3 protein-coding genes and 2 tRNA genes are annotated in these 4,966 nt (G+C 59.7%); 2 read left to right on the top strand and 3 right to left on the bottom strand.

Going from position 1 to position 4,966, the window contains the following annotated elements; translation table 11 throughout:
- Nucleotides 1-35 precede the first annotated feature (35 nt).
- A tRNA-Val gene (locus WBP53_RS08440) sits at nucleotides 36-110 on the bottom strand.
- Nucleotides 111-455: 345 nt separating this feature from the next.
- On the bottom strand, nucleotides 456-2,492 hold the full coding sequence (uvrB, locus tag WBP53_RS08435) for an excinuclease ABC subunit UvrB (protein ID WP_423927858.1): 2,037 nt from the start codon (nucleotides 2,490-2,492) through the stop codon (nucleotides 456-458).
- 220 nt (nucleotides 2,493-2,712) lie between these two features.
- On the opposite strand from uvrB, the gene WBP53_RS08430 reads away from it, so the two are divergent.
- Together WBP53_RS08430 and WBP53_RS08425 are read left to right on the top strand one after the other, a co-directional pair.
- The gene (locus tag WBP53_RS08430) at nucleotides 2,713-3,270 is read left to right on the top strand and encodes a GspH/FimT family pseudopilin (RefSeq protein ID WP_423927856.1); all 558 of its coding nucleotides are present in this window, start codon (nucleotides 2,713-2,715) and stop codon (nucleotides 3,268-3,270) included.
- Nucleotides 3,271-3,320: 50 nt separating this feature from the next.
- A tRNA-Asn gene (locus tag WBP53_RS08425) sits at nucleotides 3,321-3,397 on the top strand.
- A 420-nt stretch (nucleotides 3,398-3,817) separates the two neighbouring features.
- On the opposite strand, the gene ppnN is transcribed toward WBP53_RS08425, so the two are convergent.
- Nucleotides 3,818-4,966 (bottom strand): nucleotide 5'-monophosphate nucleosidase PpnN (gene ppnN, locus WBP53_RS08420; protein WP_423927854.1); only part of this gene is annotated, 1,149 nt, incomplete at its 5' end.

Genomic DNA, 4,966 nt, shown 5'->3' with positions numbered 1-4,966 from the left:
GCTTCGCCGGGCGGTCCTTCGTTGCCCGTAATTGTTGGTGGGCGCGACAGGGATCGAACCTGTGACCCCTACCATGTCAAGGTAGTGCTCTACCGCTGAGCTACGCGCCCCTGAATGCGGGGGCGCGCAGACTAACCGACTCTGCGGCGGCGCACAAGTCGGGACGCACAAGTTGCATGAATTTGAGTCGTCCATGGTGCATTTCTGGCAGCCGAAGGCATCTGGCTCCGGCCCCGACCGGGAGTGGGGAATGGTTGGGACCGTTTGCTCCGAAAATCGAGGAAACGGCGTAGGTTGGTGGTGAGCACAGCGAACCCCAACATCGTTGAGCCATTCGCAGCGCGGAACTCTAGGCCATCTGGAAGTTGGGCAACTCTTTCGCTCAGCCTACGAGGATCGTCGCCCTACTCCAGCCCGTGGGACTCCCCATTCCCTATTCCCAAACTCCCGGCTTTTCATCCCATCAACCCCTGCTCCCTGAGCCTCTGAATCTGGTCACGGGTCCTGGCTGCCTCCTCGAATTCGAGATCCTGGGCATGCTTGTACATCTGCGCCTCCAGCTTCCTGATCCGGGTGGCGACCTGGTCTGGCGAAAGCCTGCTGTATTCGGCAGCCTCCTCGGCGGCGCGGCGCTCGTCGGCGGACACCTTGCCCCAGCGGTCACGTTTGCCGCCGCGACCTGACTCGGCCCTTGCGCCTTCCATGATGTCGGTGATCTTCTTGGTTACACCCTTTGGCGTAATTCCGTGCTCAAGGTTGTATTCGACCTGCCTGGCCCGGCGCCGATCCGTTTCATCGATGGCGACCTTCATCGAGCGGGTGACCCTGTCGGCATACAGGATCGCCTTGCCGCGCAAATTGCGCGCGGCGCGTCCAATGGTCTGAATCAATGAGCCGGACGAGCGCAGGAAACCTTCCTTGTCGGCGTCCAGGATCGCCACCAGTGAGACTTCGGGCATGTCGAGGCCCTCGCGCAGCAAGTTGATGCCGACCAGCACATCGAATTTGCCCAGGCGAAGATCGCGCAGGATCTCGACACGCTCAACGGTTTCGATATCCGAATGCAGATAGCGCACCCGAATGCCGTGTTCCTGCAGATATTCGGTCAGGTTTTCGGACATGCGCTTGGTCAGGGTCGTCACCAGCACGCGGTCACCCATGGCTATTCGTGCATTGCATTCCGACAGCAGGTCATCAACCTGAGTGCGCACTGGCCGAATCTCGACCTCAGGGTCGATCAGTCCTGTGGGCCGCACCACCAGTTCGACCACGTTGCCTTCCGATTTTTCGATCTCGTAGGCGCTGGGTGTCGCGGAAACAAAAATGCTGCGTGGCGCGCGCGCTTCCCACTCCTCGAATTTCAGTGGCCGATTGTCCAGGGCCGAAGGCAGGCGAAAGCCATATTCGACCAGGTTCTGCTTGCGCGAACGATCGCCCTTGTACATGCCGCCCAGCTGCGGAATCGTCACATGCGACTCGTCCACGACCAGCAGTGCGTCCGGCGGCAGGTAATCGAACAGGGTCGGCGGCGGCTCGCCGGGAGCGGCGCCGGTCAGGTGCCGCGAGTAGTTCTCGATGCCCTGGCAGTAGCCAATCTCGGCCATCATCTCGAGGTCGAACTGGGTGCGCTGTTGCAGACGCTGGGCTTCAAGCAGCTTGTTTGCCGCATACAACTGCTCGAGGCGCTCCTTGAGCTCCACCTTGATCGTCTCGACTGCGTTCAATGTAGCGGCTCGCGTGGTCGCGTAGTGGGTTTTCGGATACACGGTGTAGCGCGGCACCTTGCGCAATACCTCTCCAGTCAGCGGATCGAAAATGGAGAGGTTCTCGATGTCGCCATCGAACAATTCGATGCGCAGGGCCTCGGTTTCCGACTCTGCAGGAAACACGTCGATCAGTTCGCCACGCACCCGATAGCTGCCACGACGCAGCTCCATGTCGTTGCGCGTGTATTGCAGCTCGGTCAGGTGTCGGATCAGCTTGCGCTGATCGGTATGTTCGCCACGCGCGAGGATCAGCCGCATTTGCAGATAGTCCTCGGGCTTGCCCAGACCGTATATGGCCGACACCGTGGCCACGATCAGGGCATCAGGACGCGATAACAGGGTCTTGGTTGCCGAAAGACGCATCTGCTCGATGTGATCGTTGATCGACGCATCCTTCTCGATATAGGTATCGGATGCAGCGACGTAGGCCTCTGGCTGGTAGTAGTCGTAGTAGCTGACGAAGTACTCGACCGCGTTGTGCGGAAAGAACTCCTTGAACTCCCCGTACAACTGAGCGGCCAGCGTCTTGTTCGGCGCCATGATCAGGGTGGGGCGCTGCACCTGCTGGATCACGTTGGCGATCGTGTAGGTCTTTCCCGATCCGGTCACGCCAAGCAGGGTCTGGCGGGCCAGCCCGGACTCGAAGCCGGACACCAGACGTTCGATGGCCTGCGGCTGGTCACCGGCCGGGCGATAGGGTGATTCGAGCTGGAAGCGATCGGTCATTGAGCGGGGACCAGGGAATGGAATGAGGAAGGACAATCGCACTGGCGACCGGTCAAATGTCGTGCTTTTGCACTGGATTTCAAGCGCTCACCATTCTGTCACGCTCGATCTCCCTACGCCGGATATCGGCATTTTCCTACATGAATACGCAGCCATGGCCCATCGTCACCGATCTGGCTCCTGACTAGCATTCCAGCACTCAATCCGGAATGGAGTCGCCATGGAAATGCAACGCAATCGTGCAGCAGGCGTGACCTTGATCGAACTGCTCATTGTCATTTCGATCATCGCTGTCCTGGCCACAATCGCCACTCCGGCACTGGGCAATCTCAAACAGGCCGGCGCTTCGCGGTCTGCTCGAAGCGCTCTGTCCGTCGCCATCAATCAGGCCCGCATCAGCGCTGCGATGCGCCGCCAGCAGGTCGTGGTGTGCCCTTCCGGGGACCAGGATGCCTGTGATCGCAGCACTCGCTGGCATCACGGCTGGCTCGTCTTCTTCGACGGCAACCGCAATGGCGAACACGAACCCGGCGAGGAAATCATCGCGCTCAACCAGGCCCAATCCTCCGGTATCGCGATACTTGGAAGTGTCGGGCGCCATCGCATCCGCTACCAGCCGGATGGCACTTCGGATGGCAGCAACATGACCTTGACAGTCTGCGACGGACGCGGCGTCAGCGCCGCGCGCAGCCTTGTCCTCAACAACTCCGGACGCCTGCGCACAGGCGTCCCTTCCCCCAGCCAGGCCAGTGCCGCCTGCGCGGCAATCGGGAGTTGAGTCACAAGGGCTTGACGATCCACGACGATCCCGCGAAAATGCACGGCTTCGCCCGAATAGCTCAGCTGGTTAGAGCACTTGACTGTTAATCAGGGGGTCGTTGGTTCGAGTCCAACTTCGGGCGCCATCATTGAATAAAGAGCTGCGAGCAATCGCAGCTCTTTTTTTGTGCTCAGAATCGACTTCAATAGCGCGCCTGGCTGGTGCGAAAGGCTTGATCGGCCGCACGTCATGTCGATTCAGGGATCGATCCAGGCCATACCTCCCCCCACCATCCCTGTACGCATCCGACGCTTCGTGGCCAGACAGGCTGCGGAGATGGAGCACATCGGAGCACATGGCTGACCAGGTTTGAACTCGTGACGAAGGTCCATCCCCGGACCAGGGGATGGCGAGTACTGTTCGGGCTCACTCCCGGGCCAGACACCTGCGGCAGATGCACGCATCCATTCGCAGCCCACTCACAATCAGGCGTCGACTTCTCACATGGACATGTGCGCAGGCTGCTGGTCGATCTCTGTGCCCGGACTTGTGCTGCAGGGGCAAATCAGCCTGACGCAATAATCCGGTAGCAAGGCTCATACGTCGCCCCTCCCGGAAGCTTCATGCGCTGCTGTGCCACGAAGCTGGCCAGCAATTCATCAAGCGCCAGCATGATCTGGTTGTCACCCCGGATCAGGAAGGGGCCATGCTCCTCGATGGCACGCATGCCCTCGATCTTGACGTTGCCGGCGACGATTCCGGAGAAAGCACGACGCAGGTCCGCAGCGAATATGTGCTGCGCCTGGTCACGATTGAGGTTCAAGCCAGCCATGGCTTCATGCGATGGGCAGAATGGATGCTGCAGATCCTCATCGATGTTCAGCGCCCAGTTGAAGAAGAATGCGTCCTTGTTCTCGAGCCGATGCTCATGGACTTGTTCAACGCCTTTCTCGACTTCGCGTGCGACCTGCTCCGGATCGTCGATGATGATCTTGTAGTTGCTCGATACCTCATCGCCGAGAGCGAGGCGCAGGAACCGGTCAATCTGCTCGAAATATGCTGCCGATTCGCGCGGCCCCGTGAATATCAACGGAAACGGAATTCCGGCATTGGCCGGGTGCAGCAGAATGCCAAGCAGATAGAGGATCTCCTCGGCCGTTCCCACGCCGCCGGGAAACACGATGATCGCGTGGGCAGTGCGCACGAACGCCTCCAGCCGTTTTTCAATATCCGGCATGATGATGAGGTTGTTGACGATCGGATTCGGCGATTCGGCGGCAATGATGCCGGGCTCGGTAATGCCGATGTAGCGGTTTCTGCGCCGACGCTGCTTGGCATGCGCAATCGTGGCGCCCTTCATCGGACCCTTCATCGCGCCCGGACCACAACCGGTGCAGATATCCATCCCGCGCAAGCCGAGCTGGTAGCCGACCAGTTTGGTGTAATCGTATTCGATACGGGAAATGGAGTGACCACCCCAGCAGACGACAAGATTCGGATCCATGTCTGCGCGCAGCACGCGAGCATTGCGAAGAATGTCGAAAACGGCGTGAGTGATCCCTTCGGACGATTCAAGATCAAAGCTGCCTGCCTCGACCTGTGTCGAGACAAAGACGATGTCACGAACGACTGCAAACAGGAGCTCACTGATCCCGCGAATGATCTCGCCATCAACGAAGGCATGCGCCGGCGCGTTGATCAACTCAAGTCGCAC

This window comes from Dokdonella sp., assembly GCF_049593775.1.
In the GTDB taxonomy this organism is placed as follows: domain Bacteria; phylum Pseudomonadota; class Gammaproteobacteria; order Xanthomonadales; family Rhodanobacteraceae; genus Dokdonella.
The sequence above is the reverse complement of the archived record's forward strand: the minus strand, read 5'-3'. Positions and strand labels throughout refer to the sequence as shown.